The organism is Rhodoferax sp., assembly GCF_023700745.1.
Classification (GTDB): domain Bacteria; phylum Pseudomonadota; class Gammaproteobacteria; order Burkholderiales; family Burkholderiaceae_C; genus Rhodoferax.
In genome coordinates this window covers 64723-83215 of sequence record NZ_JAMPYG010000006.1, presented here as the reverse complement: position 1 = coordinate 83215, position 18493 = coordinate 64723, and the positions used below count along the sequence as shown (strand labels likewise).

The following is an 18493-nucleotide window of genomic DNA, read 5'->3' as shown; positions in this document are numbered from 1 at the left end:
TATCAAGGTTTGGGACTCAGGGTGGTGGGCAGGGCCTGCGCCAGCATCTGGGGATAGTCGCGGCTGAAATGCAGGCCACGGCTTTCGTGGCGGGCCTGGGCGCTGCGCACGATCAAATCAGCCACCTGTACCAGGTTGCGTAGTTCCAGCAGGTCACGGGTGACGTGGAAAGCGGCGTAAAACTCGTGGATTTCATCTTGCAGCAAGGCCACGCGGTGGGCAGCCCGGTCGAGGCGTTTGTTGGTACGCACAATGCCCACGTAGTCCCACATGAAGCGCCGCAGTTCGTCCCAGTTATGTGAAATCACCACCGTCTCGTCGGCATCGCTGACCTGGCTGTCATCCCAGGCCGGCAGTTGGGGGGTGGCGTTGCGCGTGCTGTGCTCGATGTCCCGGGCGGCCGCCTGGGCAAACACCATGCACTCGACCAATGAGTTGCTGGCCAGCCGGTTGGCCCCGTGCAGGCCGCTGCAGGCGGTTTCGCCAATGGCGTACAGGCCATCAATGTCGGTGCGGCCCTCCAGGTCGGCGAGTACGCCGCCACAGGTGTAGTGGGCTGCCGGCACCACCGGGATGGGTTGTTTGGAGATGTCGATGCCGAGCTCAAGACAACGTGCGTAAATGTTGGGGAAATGCTCCTGCAGGAAGCTCAAAGGCTGGTGCGAGATGTCGAGGTAGACACAATCAAAGCCGCCCTTTTTCATCTCGAAGTCGATGGCGCGCGCCACCACGTCACGCGGTGCCAGCTCCAGTCGCGCATCGTGCGCGGGCATGAAACGGGTGCCATCGGGCAGCAACAGGCGGCCCCCTTCGCCGCGCACCGCTTCGCTGATCAGGAAGGACTTGGCGTGTGGATGGTACAGGCAGGTCGGGTGAAACTGGATGAACTCCATGTTTTGCACCCGGCAACCGGCGCGCCAGGCGGCGGCAATGCCGTCGCCGGTGGCTGTGTCAGGGTTGGTGGTGTAGAGGTAGACCTTGCCGGCGCCGCCACTGGCCAGTATTGTTTGAGGCGCCTCAAAGGTGAGCACCTGGTCGGTCGCATCGTCCAGCGCATAGAGCCCCAGGCAACGCTTGCCGGGCAGGCCCAGTTTTTCTGTGGTGATCAGGTCCACCAGCGTGTGTTGCTCAAACAGCGTGATGTTGGGGGTTTTCTGCACCTGCTCGATCAGGGTGCGCTGGACGGCGGCTCCGGTGGCATCGGTCACATGCACAATGCGTCGGGCGCTGTGGCCGCCTTCGCGGGTCAGGTGCAGTTGGCCATCTTCTTCGGAGAATGGCACACCCAGGGTTTGCAGCCAGGCGATGGCCTGGGGTGCGTTTTCCACCACGCGGCGGGTTGCTGCCAGGTCACACAAGCCGGCACCAGCCACCAGCGTGTCTGCAATGTGGGCGTCGAAGCTGTCGTCCTTGCTCCACACCGCAGCGATGCCGCCCTGGGCCCAGCCGGTGGAGCCCTCGGAAGCCGCGCGTTTGGTGATCACGGCCACGCGTTTGGTCGGTGCCAGCAACAGGGCCGAACTTAATCCGGCCAGGCCGCTGCCCACAATCAGGACATCAAAGTGGAGCGTGGCGGGGGTGGAAATGGATTGGCGAATAGGCATGAATAGTCCCGTCAGGGGTTAAGAGGGTGTGTAGGCCAGCCGCACATAGATAGGTGCAAAGGCTTCGGCCTGGGTGATATCGATCAGGGTTTCCTTGGCCAGTTCGAGCAGTGCGATGAAGGTGACCACCAGCACCGCTACGCCTTTTGTCGGGTCGAACAGGGTTTCAAACTCGACAAATCGCTGGCCCTGCAATTTTTTCAGCACCATACTCATGTGCTCTCGCACCGAGAGTTCCTCGCGCGTGATTCGGTGGTGCTGCACCAGCGTGGCGCGCTTCAGGATGCTTTGCCAGGCTTCCTGCAGGTCGCTCAGGGAAACCTCTGGGAAACGGGGTACCAGTGATTGTTCGATGTAAACCTGGGCGCGCAGAAAATCGCGCCCGAGCTGGGGCAGTGTATTGAGTTGTACTGCGGCCAGTTTCATCTGCTCGTATTCCAGCAAGCGGCGCACCAGCTCGGCGCGCGGGTCTTCGGCCTCCTGGCCATTGGCCACCTGTCTGGGCGGCAGCAGCATGCGCGACTTGATCTCGATGAGCATGGCCGCCATCAACAGGTATTCGGCGGCAAGTTCCAGATTGCGATGGCGGATTTCGTCGACATAAGCCAGGTACTGCTGTGTCAGACCTGCCATCGGAATGTCCAGAATATTGAAGTCCTGTTTGCGAATCAGGTAGAGCAGCAAATCCAGCGGGCCTTCAAAGGCTTCCAGAAAAACCTCCAGCGCATCCGGCGGGATGTACAAATCCTGCGGCATGGCAAAGAGCGGCTCGCCATAGAGCCGTGCCACGGCAACCTGGTCAACGACCGTTGGCATGTCGGCCAGGCTCTGGCAGTCGCCAGCGTTGAACGTGGCTGAGTCAACCATGGCGCATCCGGATGCTATTTGAGATCTGGCGACCTGCCCTTGTTGAAAGGGCTGTTGGCAAAAATTATTTCTTGCCTTCGTTCAGATAGACGTAGGGTTTTTGCGCTACCTGCGCTGCGCGGAACTCTTGCCAGGCTTCGCGGTCGACCGGCTTGTCCCAGAGCAGTTCGCGGCCCTCGCGCTGTCGCACTTCGATGCCTGGGTCTTTGGCAACGAGCTGATCGATGAACTCGGTGGCATCGGATTTATAAAGGGGGCGGTAAAAAATGTGCATGTCAGTAACCTCTTGCTGGCATTCTAACGGTGTTGTGACTGACGCAAAACCGCCCCAGCGTCGTTGTTCATCCTTGCCGTACGTCTGTACCGCCTGCGTCGGAGCGCCTAGCCGGGACAATTTTGCGTAAGTCCTAGGTGCGCGCTGACGCCATTTTTTGATCAATTTAAGTCGGGTGTAATATCCAAACTCAAATTCACAGTGACACCTGACTCGGCTCATGACTTCTTTTTTCCATCCTGCAAGCTGGATCCATCTGGACTGGGTATTGCTTGTGGTGGTGGCTTGGTTGCTGATCGGCGTGCTTGGGGTCATGGCGCTGCGACGCTTCAGGCTGGTGGCCATCGTGCTGTTTCCGCTGGGTGCGGTTTTTTCGGTGCTGTTGCTGGCGGTGGCTCTGAGTGCGCTGTTCAGTGACCCGGAAACTGCGATGCTGCCGCTCGGCCTGCCGCAACTCCCCTTCCATTTGCGCCTAGACAGCTTGTCAGCCTTCTTTTTGATCCTGATTGGCGGTGTCTCGGCTGGTGTATCCGCTTTTGCCGCAGGTTATTTTCGCAAGGGCGAGGGCACACCACCTGGCCTGATCTGTCTGGAGTACCACGTGTTTCTGGCCAGCATTGCCATGGTGGTGCTGGCCGATGATGCATATGTCTTCATGGTGGCGTGGGAAACCATGGCGTTTTCATCTTTCTTTCTGGTGCTGGCCAACCATCGCATTGCCGAGATTCGCAGCGCTGGCTACCTCTATATGCTGGTGGCGCATGTCGGTGCGCTCGGCATTCTGCTGTGCTTTGGTTTGTTGCAGGCCAATACCGGCGACTACACTTTTGCCAACATGCGTGCGCAGCACCTGACACCCTTCTGGGGTTCTCTGGCATTTGTGCTGGCGGTGTTTGGCTTTGGTGCCAAGGCCGGCTTGTTGCCGCTGCACGTCTGGCTGCCCGAAGCACACCCGGCGGCGCCGTCACCTTTTTCCGCGCTGATGAGCGGCGTGATGCTCAAGATTGCGCTTTACGGCCTGCTGCGCATTGCTTTCGACTTGCTGCAGGAGCAGATCTGGTGGTGGGGCGTGTTGCTGATGGGTGTTGGTTTAATCACCGCCGTGTTTGGCGTGGTGTTCTCCACCGTGCAGGTGGAAATGAAACGTTTGCTGGCCTATTCAAGCATTGAAAACATCGGTCTGATGTGTGCGGGTCTGGGCTTGTCGCTGTTGTTTCTGGCCTATGACATGAAGGCCTTGTCGGCGCTGGCATTGACTGCTTCGATGTACCAGATGCTGGCCCATGCCTTTTTCAAGAGCCTGTTGTTTTGCAGCACCGGGGCCGTGATGCATGCCACCGGCGAGCGCAGCCTGGGCAAACTCGGAGGCCTGATGCGCTACATGCCCTGGGTGGCCTGGCCGACTTTGCTTGGGGTACTGGCCTGTGCTGGATTGCCTCCGTTTGGGGGTTTTGTGGCCGAATGGCTGTTATTGCAAAGCTTCCTGTTCACCACCGGTTTGCCCAGTTCTTTCCTCGACATGCTGGTGCCGGTGATGGCCGCCCTGATTGCACTGGTTGCCGCGCTCTCGGGCTACACCATGGTCAAGTATTTTGGCGTAATTTTTCTGGGTCAGCCGCGCGAGGAAAGCCTGTCGCATGCGCACGATGCTGGTCGCTGGGAACGTCTGGGCATGGTATGGCTGGTACTGGGGTGCGTGTTGCTGGGCTTGTTCCCCAACCAAGTCATTGCCTTGATCGACCCGACCACCCGATTGCTGGTGGGAGCGGGGCTGGCGCACACTGTGGCCGACAGCGGCTGGCTGCTGGTGCCGGTGAGCGTCGAGCGCGCCAGCTACGCGCCTGCGATCTTTCTGCTGGGCGTGCTGGCCAGTTTTGGCCTGGCGTTTTTGTTGGTGCGCAAGCTCTACCACGGACGCCTGCGCCGGGTGCCACCCTGGGACTGTGGTTATCCCTGGCAAACCCCGCGCATGCAGGATACTGCCGAAGGTTTTGGTCAACCGATCCGGCAGATTTTTGAGCCTTTTTTCCGCATGAAGCGACAACTGCCGAGCGCCTTTGATCTGCAACCCAGTTACCAGGTCACAGTTGAAGACCCACTCTGGTACTGGATCTACCTGCCCGTCGCCAACTTGGTGGAGCGCGTTTCGCGCATCATCGGGGTGCTGCAACAGGGCCGCATTTCGGTGTACCTGATGTACAGCTTTGTCACGCTGATTGTGGTCTTGCTGGTGGTGAAACGATGAGCTGGATCGGCGTTTTTTCGCAATTGCTGGCACTGGTGATGGCGCTGTTGCTGGCGCCCCTGCTCACGGGTTGGATCAACCAGTGGCGCGCGTGGCTGCAAAACAAGTCAGCGCCGGGTTTGCTGCAGCCCTACCGCATGCTGCACAAGCTGTTCAACAAGGAGTCGGTGATGGCCGAGCACGCCTCGCCGCTGTACCGGACCGCACCGTATCTGATTTTTAGCTGCATGCTGCTGGCTTGCGCCATCGTTCCCACGCTGTCAACCGACCTGCCTCTGTCGCCGGCAGCAGATGCGATTGCCCTGGTGGGGCTGTTTGCCTTGGCCCGGGTCTTCATTTCCCTGGCGGCCATGGATGTAGGCACCGCCTTTGGCAGCCTGGGTGCACGCCGTGAAATGCTGGTGGGTTTTCTGGCTGAACCCGCCTTGCTGATGGTGCTGTTTTGCGCGTCCATGATCACGCGCTCCACCTCGCTGACCACCATGGTGGAGACACTGGCACACCGGGAGCTCGCTATTTACCCCAGCCTGTTGTTGGCCGGTGTGGCGTTTGTCATGGTGTCGCTGGCTGAAAACGCCCGGGTGCCGGTGGATAACCCCGACACCCATCTGGAACTCACGATGATCCACGAGGCGCTGATCCTGGAGTATTCGGCGCGTCACCTGGCGCTGCTCGAATGGGCTGCCAGCCTGAAGCTGTTTGCCTACTCTTGCATTGGTCTGGCGCTGTTTTTCCCTTGGGGCGTGGCCGATGCCAGTGCCCCGCTGGCGCTGTTGCTGGCCTTGCCGGTACTGGTGATCAAACTGGCGATCGGTGGCGTGGTGCTGGCCCTGATTGAAACCCTGAGCGCCAAAATGCGTATCTTCCGGGTGCCCGAGTTTCTCGGCACGGCGTTTCTGGTGGCGGTGATTGGTTTGTTGGTCAATGTCTTGCTGGGGGCCGGATGATCAAATTTGCGCCGCAACTGATCAATCTGTTTGCCACCCTGATCCTGCTGTTGTCGTTCGCCATGATCTCGCAGCGGCGCATTGTCTCGCTGATCAATCTGTTCATGATGCAGGGCGTGGCCCTGGTGCTCACCTCGTTTTTGCTGGGCTATGCAACGGACCAGCCTGACCTTTATGTGTCGGGTGCGCTCACGCTGGTGCTCAAGGTGATCCTGATTCCCTGGATGCTGCACCGGATGATTCGCAAGCTCAATGTGCGCTGGGACATCGAGACGCTGATGAACGTGCCGACCACCATGCTGGTGGGCATTGCGCTGGTGATCTTTTCCTTCAGCCTGGCGCTGCCGGTATCAAGGCTGTCCAGCTCGCTGGCCGGCGGCTCGCTCGGCATTGCCTTGTCGTGTGTGATGCTGTCGTTTCTGATGCTGATCACCCGCTCCAAGGCCGTGCCCCAGGTGATTGGCTTTTTGTCGATGGAAAACGGGCTGATCTTTGCTGCCACGGCAGTCACCAACGGCATGCCCATGATCGTTGAATTCGGCATTGCATTGGACGTGCTGGTAGGCGTGCTGATTCTGGGTGTCTTCATGTTCCAGATCCGGGAGAAATTTGATACGCTGGACATTCACCACCTTGAAACGCTCAAGGAAGACTGAGCATGACGCCCCTGTTTTTTGTTTTGGGTGTGCCGCTGCTGGGTGGTCTGGCGTTGGCACTGACCGGCCACCGTGGCTATGCGCGCGACATCAATGTGGGCTTCAGCCTGCTCACTTTTCTGGCTGCCTGCGTGCTCACGGCGCAGGTGATGGCGCAGGGCCCCCAGCTGCTCTGGCACCAGCAGTTTTACATTGACCCGCTCAATGTGTTCCTGGTCACGCTCACTGCCTTTGTCGGTCTGACCACGGCCATTTTTTCGCGCCCCTACATGCGCATCGAGCAGGACCACGGCAAGATGACGTTTGCGCGCATGCGGCTGTACCACAGCATGTACCAGCTGTTCAGCTTCACCATGCTGCTGGGCTTTACCACCAACAATTTAGGGATCATCTGGGTCGCCATGGAAGCGGCCACCCTGACCACCGTGCTGCTGGTCAGTGTCTACCGCACCACCGCCAGCCTGGAGGCGGCCTGGAAATATTTCATCCTGTGCGGCGTGGGTATTGCCCAGGCGCTGTTCGGCACCATCCTGATGTACATGGCCGCCGAAAAAGTGCTGGGTCCCGAACACGCCACCTTGCTCTGGACCGGCCTCAATGACATCAAGGGCCAGCTTGATCCCACCATCGTGTCGCTGGCCTTTGTCTTTCTGCTGATTGGCTACGGTACCAAGATCGGCCTGGTGCCGCTGCACAGCTGGCTGCCCGACGCCCATGCCGAAGGTCCGACGCCGGTATCGGCCGTGCTCTCGGGGCTGCTGCTCAATGTGGCCATGTACGCCGTGCTGCGCTGCAAGGTGCTCACCGATGGCGCGCTTGACAGCAACATGGCAGGTCAATTGATGATGGGTTTTGGCCTGCTGTCGGTGACCGTGGCGGCGTTTTTCCTGTCCAGGCAAAAGGACGTCAAACGCATGTTTTCCTACTCGTCAATCGAGCACATGGGCCTGATCACCTTTGCCTTTGGCATGGGCGGCCCGCTGGCCAATTTTGCCGGCTTGTTGCACATGACGGTGCACTCGCTGGTCAAGTCCGCCATTTTCTTCACGGTTGGCCATGCCACGCAAAAGGCCGGTACCCAGCTGATGAGCGAGATTCGCGGCCTGATCAAGGTCAATCCCACCGTGGGCTGGGGCCTGATGCTGGGTGTGATGGCCATATTGGGCATGCCGCCCTTTGGCGTTTTTGCCAGTGAATTCCTGATTCTGACCACCGCCATGCGCGAGCAACCCTGGGCTGCACTGTTTTTGTTTCTGGCGCTGGGTGTGGCCTTTGCCTCCATCCTGATCCGGGTCCTGCCCATGGTCTTTGGTGACACCAGCCTGAAACCGCTGGCACATCCGCCGGCCCTGATCCCGGTGTTTGTGCACCTGGCCCTGGCGCTGGTGCTGGGCTTGTACATTCCACCCTATTTGAACGGCTGGTACGTGCAGGCAGCCAGCATGTTGGGAGGTTAAGGGCATGCAGATCCCCGGACTCGACCTTGAATTTGACGCCCTGCCTGCGCCGGTGCCAATCTGGAACGCCCAGGTGAGCTTTGCACAGTGGCAAAGCGCCGCTACGGCGGTGCGTGACGCAGGTGGCCGCCTGCTTGCCGTGTGGGCCGGTTCGATGGCACAAAAACCGCCCTGCATGTGCGCGGCTTACGTTACGCTTGACGGCGCGTTCTGGCTGTCGCTGCCCCTGAACCAACAGGAGGGGCGCTGGGTCTATCCCGACCTTGCCGCGGTGTTCCCGGACGCCGTGCGCATGCAACGGGCCGCCGCCGACCTGTCAGGCGTGTTCGCGCTGGGCGCCCATGACATGCGTGCCTGGCTCAACCACGGCGCCTGGCCGCAAGACCATTTCCCGCTGCAGCAAGACCCCGGCCAGTTGCCGCTGCTGGCGGCGACCGAGCTCGTCAACTACCCGTTTGTGCGCGTGGAAGGCGACGGCGTTCATGAGATTGCCGTGGGCCCGGTCCATGCCGGCATCATCGAGCCCGGCCATTTTCGTTTTTCGGCCGTGGGGGAAAAAGTGCTGCGTCTGGAGCAGCGCCTGGGCTATACGCACAAGGGCATTGAGCATCGCATGACGCAGTTGGCGCCGTTGGACGCCTGCCGGCTGGCCGGGCGCGTTTCGGGCGATACCACCGTCGGCTACGCCTGGGTCTATTGCATGGCACTTGAATCGGCCACGCAAACCACCGTTCCCGAGCGGGCTGCCTGGTTGCGCGCGCTGATGCTGGAGCGTGAGCGCATTGCCAACCATCTGGGCGACCTGGGCGCTCTGGGCAACGATGCCGCCTTTGCCTTTGGCCTGGCCCAGTTTTCCCGGCTGCGTGAAGACTGGCTGCGTGTTTCCAAACAGGTGTTTGGCCACCGCCTGATGATGGACTGCATCGTTCCAGGCGGTGTCCAAAGCGACATTAACGTGGCCCAGCGCGAGCTGCTGCTGCAACAGTGCGAAGCGGTTGAAAAGGATGTGCGCAGCCTGTTCAACATTTACGAGGCCCATGCCGGTTTGCAAGACCGTTTCATGACCACCGGGCGCGTCTCGCCAGCATTGGCCGCAAGCCTGGGGTTGACGGGCCTCGCCGGGCGCGCCAGCAGCCAGAGCTGGGATCTGCGCTGTGACCAACCCTGGCTGCCTTACAGCGTAATGCAGGTTGCCATGACCACCCAGCACAACGGCGATGTGGCCGCCCGCGTGGCGGTGCGTTTTGACGAAGTGTTTGAATCCCTGCGCCTGATCCGGCGCATTCTGGTGGAAATGCCGCTGGGCGACGTGGCCTGCCCGGTGCAGTTGCCACCACAGGCATCCTGCGGTGCAGGCTGGGTGGAAGGCTGGCGTGGTGAGTTGTTCGTGGCACTGGAGTTGGCGGGTTCGGATCAGATGAGCCGCATCAGGCGCTGTCACCTGCACGATCCCTCGTGGCAGAACTGGCCGGTGCTGGAACATGCCATCATGGGCAATATCGTGCCCGACTTTCCGCTCATCAACAAGTCGTTCAATCTCAGCTATTCAGGGCAAGACCTATGATCTGGAAAGTGGTCAAGCAAATCGCCAGGACCGGTATGCGCACCGAGCCCGCGCCCGACATTGGCGCAGATGTTGCCGCGCAAGCCGCGCGCATCCAGCGGGAATTGCTCGACATCCTGGGCCAGGCCCTGACCATCCGCGAGGTCGATGCCGGCTCCTGCAACGGCTGCGAGCTGGAAATCAACGCGCTGGGCAATCCCTATTACAACCTGCAGGGTCTGGGCATCAAGTTTGTCGCCAGCCCGCGCCATGCCGACCTGCTGCTGGTGACTGGCCCGGTATCGCGCAACATGGAGACCGCCTTGAGGCGTACCTATGATGCCACCCCCGAACCGAAACTGGTGGTGGCGGTGGGCGACTGCGCCTGTGACGGCGGCCTGTTTGGCGAGAGCTATGCCACCTGTGGTCGCGTGGCCAACGTGATTCCGGTTGATGAAACCATTCCTGGTTGCCCGCCTGCGCCGCTGGACATCTTGCATGGCATTTTGAAAGCGGTAAGGCGACGCGTGCAGGTGGGTCGCCCCGGTCCGGGCGTGATGCGTTTGAACTCAAGGGCGGTGCGGGTCGATCCAGTGTCTGGCATCGTTGAGCAAGGGATGCCAGACCAGCAGCAGCAACAGGATGGACAGGGGTACGGTGGTGATGAAACCGATGGCCTTGAAACCGATGGCACCGACCAGTCCACCAACGAAAAAACTGCCGATCAGCTTGGCCAGCAGTCCTAATTTCTGGCGATTGGCACGCACCAGGGTCTCTCGGGTCAGCCGGTTGATGTAGAACAATTTGCCCAACTCGATGCCCAGGTCCGTGACCAGGCCAGTGACGTGGGTGGTGCGGATTTCAGCATGGGATATTTTGGTGATGACGGCGTTTTGCAGACCCATGATGAAGCACAACACCAGCACCGTCAGCGGCACAAAAAGTACAGCAAAAAAACTGATCCCGGAGCCGAACAGCCCAAATAACAGCAACAGGGCTGCTTCCAGCAGCAAGGGTCGGCCGTAGGCGCTCTGCAGCTTGCGACGCAGTCCCCAATTGACCATCCAGGCGCTGGTCATGGCGCCACCGAGGAAGGCCAGCAATGCAATGGCGCCAGCCAGTGCCAGATAAATCTGGCCCGTGACCAGGTTGTCTGCCACAGAGGACAGCACACCCGTCATGTGCGAGGTGTATTGGCCCACGGCCAGAAAGCCACCGGCATTGGTGGCCCCCGCAACAAAGCAGAGCATGATGCCCAACTGCAGGTTGCTTTGGGCGGTACGCTGAACCGCCGTCCAGCCGCGCAGCAGGGGAATCATGCCGTTTTTGGGTTCAGTGCACCCGCATGCCAGGCTGGGCGCCGGCGAAGGGCTCCAGCACGTAGATGCCGGGCTGGGCTTTTTCGTCGGCGTGGCTGGCAGCCAGCACCATGCCTTCGGAGACGCCAAATTTCATCTTGCGCGGCGCCAGGTTGGCGACCATCACGGTGAGTTTGCCGACCAGTTGCTCCGGTTGGTAGCTGCTGGCAATGCCACTGAAAACGTTGCGCATTTTGGGCTGGCCGGCATCATCCAATTCACCCACATCCAGCGTCAGTTGCAGCAGTTTGCTTGAACCCGCCACTGCCTGGCAGTCAACGATCCTGGCAATGCGCAGGTCAATTTTGGCAAAGTCGTCGATGCCGATGGTGGGGGCGATGGCCTCACCACCCGGATGGAAAATTTCTTGCGATGCAGCCGGCTCCGGCGCTTCGAACAGGGCCTCCAGCTGCTTGACGTCGACGCGCTGCATCAGGTGCTGGTAGTTGCCAATCACATGGCCGGCTTTCATGGGCTGGACAATGTTGGCGTAGTTGAGCGGTTCGATGTTGAGGAAGGCTTCCACCTGCGTGGCCAGCGCCGGCAACACGGGCTTGAGGTAGCAGGTGAGGATGCGGAAGGCCTTGATGCACACGGTGCAGACGTCCTGCAGGCGGTTTTCCTGATCGGGTTTTTTGGCCAGGTCCCAGGGCTTGTTGGCGTCCACATAGGCATTGACCTTGTCTGCCAGCAACATGGTTTCGCGCAGCGCCTTGGCGTAGTCACGGGACTCGTAGAACTGCTCGATGGCGCTCACTTCACCGCGCAACAGGTGCAAGAGCGCGGCGCCGTCTTCCGTGACCTCGCCCAGTTTGCCCTCAAAGCGCTTGGTGATGAAGCCGGCTGCACGGGAGGCGATGTTGATGTATTTGCCGATCAGGTCGCTGTTGACGCGGGCCATGAAGTCGTCGGCGTTGAAGTCGATGTCTTCGTTGCGGTTGGACAGCTTGGCCGCCAGGTAGTAGCGCAGCCATTCGGGGTTCATGCCCAGGCTCAGGTATTTGAGCGGGTCCAGCCCGGTGCCCCGGCTCTTGCTCATCTTCTCGCCGTTGTTCACCGTCAAAAAGCCGTGCACAAAAATGTTGTCCGGGGTTTTTCGGCCGCTGAAGTGCAGTGTGGCGGGCCAGAACAGGGTGTGAAAGGTCACGATGTCCTTGCCGATGAAGTGGTACTGCTCCAGTTCCGGGTTGGCCATGTAGGTGTCGTAGTCCAACCCGCGTTTGCCCAGCAGGTTTTTCAGCGAGGCCAGGTAGCCGATCGGCGCGTCCAGCCAGACATAAAAATATTTGCCCGGTGCGTCCGGGATCTCGATGCCGAAGTAGGGGGCGTCACGGCTGATGTCCCAATCGCCCAGACCTTCGCTGGTGCTGCCGTCCGGGTTGGTGCGCACGGTGAACCATTCCTTGATCTTGTTGGCCACCTCGGGTTGCAACTTGCCGTCCTGCGTCCATTGCTGCAGGAATTCAACGCAGCGCGGATCTGAAAGCTTGAAGAAAAAGTGCACCGAGTTGCGCAGTTCTGGCTTGGCGCCTGACAGCGCCGAGTAGGGCTTGATCAGGTCGGTCGGTGTATAGACCGCACCGCAGACCTCGCAATTGTCGCCGTATTGGTCCTTGGCGTGGCACTTGGGGCACTCGCCCTTGATGAAACGGTCAGGCAGAAACATGCCCTTGTCAGGGTCAAAAAACTGCTCGATGGTGCGGGAGTCGATCAGCGAGCCATCCTTGTTGTCGCGCAGGTCGCGGTAAATCTGCCGGGCCAGTTCATGGTTTTCCGGGCCGTCGGTGCTGTGCCAGTTGTCAAAACCGATGTGGAAACCGTCCAGGTAGGGCTTGCGGCCAGCGGCTATGTCAGCCACGAACTGTTGCGGCGTCTTGCCGGCTTTTTCGGCGGCGATCATGATCGGCGCGCCGTGGGTGTCGTCGGCTCCGACAAAATCGACCGCGTTGCCCAGCATGCGCTGGTGCCGCACCCAGATGTCGGCCTGGATGTACTCCATGATGTGGCCGATGTGGAAATTGCCATTGGCGTAGGGCAGGGCGGTGGTGACAAAGAGTTGGCGGGGCATGGAATGGGCTTTCAGGACAAGGAGATGATTTTAATCAGGGCAGCCGCAGCGGGTCGCGCCGGCGATCCATCTCCTCTTGGGAAGCTTCCTTGGTCGCTGCAGACACCGAAGCGGTAGCGCGCCAGTCGAAAAACTGGCAAATTTCAGCTTGCTGGCGCATGGCGTCAGCGTAACCGAGCGCCATGAGTTCCCGTGTGTAGCCCGGCTCGAACAGCAGATAACTGGCCAGCGCCGAACCCTTGATGTCGGCCGCATGGGACGACACCCCGAGGCCGCCCAGCAGGGTGCGCACGGCTTTCGGCAGCTCATCAATGTGGCGCGCCGCAATGTGGTCGAGCCGTTGCGACGGCGAAATCAGCAGCAGGTCCACCGGCCGCAGATGGCTGGCGCTGCGCAGTTCCGGCGGCACCAGGCTCAGGGTCTGGTTGACACGCCGAATGCGCTCTACATCGACGGCCAGGGCATCGAGAAAGATGTTGGACAGGGCGTGGCCGGCGATTTGCGCCAGGGTCGGATACAGGGCTTCAGCGACGGCAGCAGGTTGTGTCCGGGGTTCGTGCATCAGGCCGGCGCCAATCACACAAATGCGCTCGGCACCGAGATGGATGGCTGGCGCCACCGGCGCTGTCTGGCGCATGGAGCCGTCTCCAAAATAGGCCGTTTGCCCTTCAAACGGCAGCGCCATGGCCGGGAAAATGAACGGGATCGCGCTGGAAGCCAGCAAGTGCTGGTGGGTGATCTTGTCGCGCAGGCCGCGGCGATGCGAGCGAATCCATGGCGCGAGTTGGCGGTCGCCCTGGAAAAAAGTGATGTGTTCGCCCGAGCTGTAACTCGAGGCCGTCACCGCCAGCGCCCGCAGGTGGCCTTTGCGGATGAGCCACGGCAGGCGCTCCAGTGGCACCCATCGTTTGAGCAGCTCGGCCAGCGGCGTGTTATCGAGCAAGGAACGGGGCTTGAGCCGCCGCCACTTGGCAATCAGCCAGCCCATGGACAACAGGGTCATCCAGCTGGCGCCGCTGCGCAGCATGCTCACGGAATCTGCCCGGTAAACATCCTGGGCATGAAAATCGCGCCATATGGCAACGAGCTTGCGCACCGTGCCATCAAAATCATCGCAACCGCAAGCCAGGGCCGAAGCATTCAGCGCGCCGGACGAGGTACCGCAAATGATGGGAAACGGGTTGGCGTCGTGCAGTGCGCCACAGTCGCGTCGCAGGTCGGCAATGGCTTCCAGTACCCCGACCTGGTAGGCAGCCCGTGCTCCGCCACCGGTGAGCATCAGGGCAGTGGTCGGCGGAATATGGACGGGTGATTCAGAGGGGGCAAAAGGATCATGGGCCATGGCTTGATTATCCGCAGCGAACAAGGCCAAACTTATCTTGGCTAGACTAGAGGATTATCAGGAGAAATAAATGGCAGTAGTTGAGCAGACCGTGCTGGATGCCCTGAAGGGCGTGATCGACCCCAATACCGGGCGCGATTTTGTGTCGAGCAAATCCATCAGGAATTTGACCGTGACCGACGGCGACGTGGCTTTTGAGGTGACCCTGGGTTACCCCGCCAAGAGCCAGATTCCGGGTTTTCGCAAAGCGCTTGTCGCCGCCGCCAAAAGCGTCGCGGGCGTGGCCAATGTGTCGGTCAACATCGTCACCAACATCACGGCGCACGCTGTGCAGCGCGGCGTGGCCTTGTTGCCCAAGGTGAAAAATATTGTCGCTGTGGCATCGGGCAAGGGCGGCGTGGGCAAGAGCACCACTGCGGTCAACCTGGCGCTGGCACTGGCGGCCGAGGGCGCCAACGTGGGCATTCTGGACGCCGACATTTACGGTCCCAGCATTCCCATGATGATGGGCATCGAGGGCCGACCCGAAAGCGCCGACGGCCAGACCATGGAGCCCATGGAGAACTACGGCGTGCAGGTGATGTCGATCGGTTTTCTGGTGGCACAGGACGAGGCCATGATCTGGCGCGGCCCCATGGCTACCCAGGCATTGGAGCAGTTGTTGCGCCAGACCAACTGGAAAGACCTGGATTACCTGATCGTCGACATGCCCCCGGGCACCGGCGACATCCAGCTTACGCTTAGCCAGCGCGTGCCCATGACCGGCGCCGTGGTGGTGACCACGCCGCAGGACATCGCCCTGCTCGATGCCAAGAAAGGCATCAAGATGTTTGAAAAAGTGGGCGTGCCGATTCTGGGGATCGTGGAAAACATGGCGGTGCACGTGTGCAGCAACTGCGGCCATATCGAGCATATCTTTGGTGCCGATGGCGGCAAGAAAATGGCCCAGGAATACGGCATGGACTACCTGGGCGCGCTGCCACTCAACATGCAGATTCGCCTGCAGGCCGACAGCGGCAAACCGACCGTGGTGTCGGACCCCGACAGCGAAGTGGCCGGGCTTTACAAAACAATGGCACGCAAGGTGGCATTGGCCATTGCGGCCAAGAACAAGGACTTTTCCAGCAAGTTTCCGAACATCAAGATTTCCAAGGAAACCTGAAGCGGCAAGACGTGGGGTCAGGGCTTGGCCTTGGCGCCCCACAGTTGCGCCAGGCGGGCATCGCGGCCGCAGCCCTGGCGGTAAAAGTCGTAGCGCACCGGGTTGACCTGGTGGTAGTTCTGATGCTCGGCCTCGGCCGGGTAAAAGTCATCAGCCATCAGCAACTGCGTCACGATGGGTTCGGCAAAGGGTTTGCTTGCTTCCAGCGCCGCGCGTGAGGCCTGGGCCGTTTGCAACTGCTCGGGGCTGGTGGCAAAAATGGCGGTACGGTAGGGCGTTCCAATGTCACAAAACTGACGGTCTTTGACCGTCGGGTCAATGGTGTGCCAGAAATAGTCCACCAGCTGCCGGTAACTCACCTGGCTGGGGTCAAACACCACTTGCACGGCCTCGGCGTGGCCGGTGGTGTGGCTGGACACCTCGGCATACGTGGGGTTGGCGGTCTTGCCGCCGGTGTAGCCCGAGGTGGTGGCCAGCACACCTGGCACTTTGTCAAAGTCAGCTTCGGTGCACCAGAAGCAGCCACCGGCAAACACCGCTACCTCGCTGCCGGCTGGCAATACCGCAGTAACAGTCTGGCCGGGTGCATCGGGTGCCTGGCGCGGGGAGGCATAGAACCACCAGCCAATCAAGCCCAGAATAAGCGCCAGGGCAAGCCAGAATGCGGGCTGTTTGGGTTGGGTGGCTGGCTTATTTGGCGGGGTGTTCATGCCGCATGGTAAATCAAGGTGAGCTGTGACTCTAGATGCCAAATCCGCTCATAACGTGGACGCCATGACACTGCGCGTGACCCGGGGTGGGGACGCGCCGATGTGAAAGGCCAGCTTGCGATCATGCAGCGCCACATCGGCCGCCGTCACGCGGTCAAAACGGCGCAGGTGATCGGTCCAGGACTCGTCCTCGATCATCTCGACAAAGCGCCCGGGCTCGTTGATGTCCTGCAGCAGTTCCCACGACAGGGCGCCATGACGCAAGCGACTGCTGCGGCTCTCGCGCATCAGGGCATGGAACTCGGCCGTGCGCGCCGGATCAATCTGGTACTCGATCATCACCATCACATGACCCTGCTCAGGGGGCTCGTCGGCCTGCGGCACCTTGAATGAATGGGAAGGTGTCAAATCCTCGACCATGCCTTGTCCGGGCATGAGGCGATTGACCAGCGCCATGGTCAGCACACCGGCCAAAGCCGCCAGTACAACACTGATAGACACGCTGCTGAGCGTGGCCACCTGGCCCCAGACGGCAGCGCCGCTGGCGCTGGCACCCATGATGGCCATTTGGTACATGGACATGCCGCGGGCGCGCACCCAGTCGGGCAGGCCCATCTGGGCGGAGACGCTCAGCGTGTTGGCCGTGGTGATCCAGGCCGCACCCGCACACAGCATGGCTGGCGCCGCGACCCAGGTATGGGGTGTCAGGGCAATCACGAGCATCGCGAGCGACTGCAAGGCGGCGCCACTCAGGATCAGGCGATCGCGTGGGAATTGACGGCGCAGCCTTGGGAGAAAACCGGTGGCGGCAATGGCGCCTGCGCCCATGCAGGCCAGCAGCAGGGTAAAGGTGCCGGCTCCGCCGCCATGCAGACCGCGTGCCACCAGCGGCAGCAAGGCCAGCAGTCCGGTGGAGGTAAAGAAGAAGACGGCAATGCGCAGCAACACCCCTTTGAGGTGGGCCGACTGGGACACATACTGCAGCCCGATGCGCATGGCGCTGACCAGGCGCTCGCGCCCCAGGTGGTGTGGGCGGTGCTCGCGCTTCCAGCGCGAAATCACCACTGCGGCAACCAAGGACAGCACCGCATTGAGTAAAAACACCCAGGCGCTGCCCACGCTGGCGATGATGGCGCCGGCCAGCAGCGGACCGATGATGCGCGAGGCGTTCATGGAAACGCCGTTGAGCGCCAGGGCGGCGGGCAATTGGGCGCGCGAAACCAGTTCGGGGACGATGGCCGAGAACACCGGCCAGCGCATCGCCAGGCCAATGCCGTTGGCAAACACCAGAACCAGCAGCAACCCCGGCGACAACAGGTCCAGAAAGATCGTCAGGCTCAGCAGGCTCGCCACAAAAGCAATCCAGACCTGGGTCATGAGGAAATAGCGCCTGCGGTCCAGAATGTCTGCAAAGGCGCCGCTGGGCAGGCCCAGCAGGAACATCGGCAAACTGGCGGCCGTCTGTACCAGGGCCACCCACAGCGGGGTGGTGGTCAGCGAGGTCATCATCCAGGCGGCAGCCACCTCGCTCATCCACAGGCAGATGTTGGCCACCAGCCAGGTGCTCCACAGCATGCGAAACACCGGCGAGCGAAACGGTGCCAGGGGCGAGAGTTCGTCGTCGGGAACGCTCATTTGCCCCGAAGGTATGCGCTGTTCAGACATGGATGGGGATGATAGGCGAATTCATCACCCGGTCCGCTCGAGTCGATGCATCTGGCCGCTTGACTTCCATGCTGCTCCAGATATTTCTTGCATCGGTTCAGCTTTCGTTCATGTACGAAAGCGCAAGATGTGATCCATACCAACGCAAGGAGTTTTTATGAAACATCTTATTTCCCCCAAATCGATGGCAGCAGTTGCGCTCGCACTGGGCGCTTTCGCGGCGGCTTCGTCGGCGCACGCCCGCAGCGATGTGTACTTTTCCATCGGTGTGCAGGTACCAGGCGTTTACGTGCAACCAGCACCTGTTTATGTACAACCAGCACCTGTTTATATACAACCGGCGCCTGTGTATGTGCAACCCCGGCCAGTCTTCATGCCCGTGCCCGGTCACTATCAGCGCTTTGACAATGGTCGGCACTATGGCTGGCAGAACTGGCAACGCCGCGGCTCTTATGGCGACCGCGACCACGATGGCATCATGAACCGGTGGGACCGCGATCGTGACGGCGATGGTGTTCGCAATCGCTACGACCGCCTCCCGGACAATCCATACCGCAGGTAAACCTCAATGTAAGTCAGGCACGCACAATTCGGG

General features: G+C 60.7%; 15 protein-coding genes and 1 pseudogene. 8 read left to right on the top strand and 8 right to left on the bottom strand.

Features of this window, described 5'->3' with window-relative positions:
• Window positions 1-2 precede the first annotated feature (2 nt).
• The 3 genes from nadB to NDJ10_RS07235 all read right to left on the bottom strand — a co-directional run bounded on the left by nadB (window position 3) and on the right by NDJ10_RS07235 (window position 2745).
• A complete protein-coding gene (nadB, locus tag NDJ10_RS07245; protein WP_296160611.1) occupies window positions 3-1604 on the bottom strand; it encodes an L-aspartate oxidase in 1602 nt (533 codons plus the stop codon).
• 18 nt (window positions 1605-1622) lie between these two features.
• Window positions 1623-2471: a ScpA family protein gene (locus tag NDJ10_RS07240; protein ID WP_296160609.1), complete on the bottom strand. Its 849-nt coding sequence runs from the start codon at window positions 2469-2471 to the stop codon at window positions 1623-1625.
• Between the two features lie 64 nt (window positions 2472-2535).
• The gene (locus NDJ10_RS07235) at window positions 2536-2745 is read right to left on the bottom strand and encodes a DUF3460 family protein (protein WP_296160607.1); all 210 of its coding nucleotides are present in this window, start codon (window positions 2743-2745) and stop codon (window positions 2536-2538) included.
• A gap of 220 nt (window positions 2746-2965) precedes the next feature.
• On the opposite strand from NDJ10_RS07235, the gene hyfB reads away from it, so the two are divergent.
• The 6 genes and pseudogenes from hyfB to NDJ10_RS07205 all read left to right on the top strand — a co-directional run.
• Complete coding sequence (gene hyfB / locus NDJ10_RS07230) at window positions 2966-4990, top strand: hydrogenase 4 subunit B (protein ID WP_296160604.1); 2025 nt, start codon at window positions 2966-2968, stop codon at window positions 4988-4990.
• On the top strand, window positions 4987-5937 hold the full coding sequence (locus tag NDJ10_RS07225; protein ID WP_296160601.1) for an NADH-quinone oxidoreductase subunit H: 951 nt from the start codon (window positions 4987-4989) through the stop codon (window positions 5935-5937). The genes hyfB and NDJ10_RS07225 overlap by 4 nt, the downstream gene beginning before the upstream one ends.
• The gene (locus NDJ10_RS07220) at window positions 5934-6593 is read left to right on the top strand and encodes a formate hydrogenlyase (protein WP_296160598.1); all 660 of its coding nucleotides are present in this window, start codon (window positions 5934-5936) and stop codon (window positions 6591-6593) included. The genes NDJ10_RS07225 and NDJ10_RS07220 overlap by 4 nt, the downstream gene beginning before the upstream one ends.
• Before the next feature lie 2 nt (window positions 6594-6595).
• A complete protein-coding gene (locus tag NDJ10_RS07215; protein WP_296160596.1) occupies window positions 6596-8050 on the top strand; it encodes a hydrogenase 4 subunit F in 1455 nt (484 codons plus the stop codon).
• A gap of 4 nt (window positions 8051-8054) precedes the next feature.
• Window positions 8055-9614, top strand: coding sequence for an NADH-quinone oxidoreductase subunit C (locus NDJ10_RS07210; RefSeq protein WP_296160593.1), 1560 nt, complete (start codon window positions 8055-8057; stop codon window positions 9612-9614).
• Window positions 9614-10120, top strand: a pseudogene (locus NDJ10_RS07205) (NADH-quinone oxidoreductase subunit B family protein); the annotation flags it as partial. The gene NDJ10_RS07210 and the pseudogene NDJ10_RS07205, both read left to right, overlap by 1 nt.
• A gap of 42 nt (window positions 10121-10162) precedes the next feature.
• Here NDJ10_RS07205 and NDJ10_RS07200 read toward each other — a convergent pair.
• The 3 genes from NDJ10_RS07200 to NDJ10_RS07190 are packed head-to-tail and all read right to left on the bottom strand — an operon-like array spanning window position 10163 to window position 14361.
• On the bottom strand, window positions 10163-10909 hold the full coding sequence (locus NDJ10_RS07200) for a YoaK family protein (protein ID WP_296160748.1): 747 nt from the start codon (window positions 10907-10909) through the stop codon (window positions 10163-10165).
• Window positions 10910-10925: 16 nt separating this feature from the next.
• On the bottom strand, window positions 10926-13019 hold the full coding sequence (metG, locus tag NDJ10_RS07195; RefSeq protein WP_296160591.1) for a methionine--tRNA ligase: 2094 nt from the start codon (window positions 13017-13019) through the stop codon (window positions 10926-10928).
• Between the two features lie 34 nt (window positions 13020-13053).
• Entirely contained in the window at window positions 13054-14361 is a 1308-nt protein-coding gene (locus tag NDJ10_RS07190; RefSeq protein ID WP_296160588.1) for a patatin-like phospholipase family protein, read from the bottom strand.
• A gap of 70 nt (window positions 14362-14431) precedes the next feature.
• Here NDJ10_RS07190 and apbC point away from each other — a divergent pair, with 70 nt between their 5' ends.
• Complete coding sequence (gene apbC / locus NDJ10_RS07185; RefSeq protein WP_296160586.1) at window positions 14432-15523, top strand: iron-sulfur cluster carrier protein ApbC; 1092 nt, start codon at window positions 14432-14434, stop codon at window positions 15521-15523.
• A 17-nt stretch (window positions 15524-15540) separates the two neighbouring features.
• Here the strand turns inward: apbC and msrA are convergent, their stop codons facing one another.
• Window positions 15541-16233 carry a peptide-methionine (S)-S-oxide reductase MsrA gene (gene msrA / locus NDJ10_RS07180; RefSeq protein ID WP_296160583.1) on the bottom strand — a complete coding sequence of 231 codons (693 nt, stop codon included), beginning with the start codon at window positions 16231-16233 and terminating at the stop codon, window positions 15541-15543.
• 48 nt (window positions 16234-16281) lie between these two features.
• Window positions 16282-17868, bottom strand: coding sequence for an MFS transporter (locus NDJ10_RS07175; protein ID WP_296160582.1), 1587 nt, complete (start codon window positions 17866-17868; stop codon window positions 16282-16284).
• Between the two features lie 187 nt (window positions 17869-18055).
• Between NDJ10_RS07175 and NDJ10_RS07170 the strand changes: the two genes are divergently transcribed.
• The gene (locus NDJ10_RS07170) at window positions 18056-18460 is read left to right on the top strand and encodes a PXPV repeat protein (RefSeq protein WP_296160581.1); all 405 of its coding nucleotides are present in this window, start codon (window positions 18056-18058) and stop codon (window positions 18458-18460) included.
• Window positions 18461-18493 lie beyond the last annotated feature (33 nt).